Annotated in this window: 1 protein-coding gene; it reads right to left on the bottom strand. The window is 59.1% G+C overall.

All coding sequences use genetic code 11. The annotated features are described in order from the left end of the window. Nucleotides 1-364: hypothetical protein (locus C0039_RS21280; RefSeq protein WP_207796508.1), on the bottom strand; the 364-nt coding region annotated here is incomplete at both ends.

Genomic DNA, 364 nt, shown 5'->3' with positions numbered 1-364 from the left:
TAAAAAGCCTCGCCAGTCATCGCGGGGCTTTTTTATGTAAGCCGCCACAGGTGTCGGCACCGGGACGCCGGCCGGTTCGATTTTGTCTCCGGGCACCATCATTACTAAAAAGCCTCGCCAGTCATCGCGGGGCTTTTTTATGTAAGCCGCCACAGGTGTCGGCACCGGGACGCCGGCCGGTTCGATTTTGTCTCCGGGCACCATCATTACTAAAAAGCCTCGCCAGTCATCGCGGGGCTTTTTTATGTAAGCCGCCACAGGTGTCGGCACCGGGACGCCGGCCGGCCTCGGCGGCCCCGTTATTCTGTCTCCGGGCACCATCATTACTAAAAAGCCTCGCCAGTCATCGCGGGGCTTCTTTGAG

The sequence above is a fragment of the Pseudohalioglobus lutimaris genome, from assembly GCF_002866825.1.
GTDB classification, from domain to species: Bacteria; Pseudomonadota; Gammaproteobacteria; order Pseudomonadales; family Halieaceae; genus Halioglobus; species Halioglobus lutimaris.
Note: the sequence above shows the minus strand (reverse complement) of the source record. Positions and strands in the feature narration are given on the sequence as shown.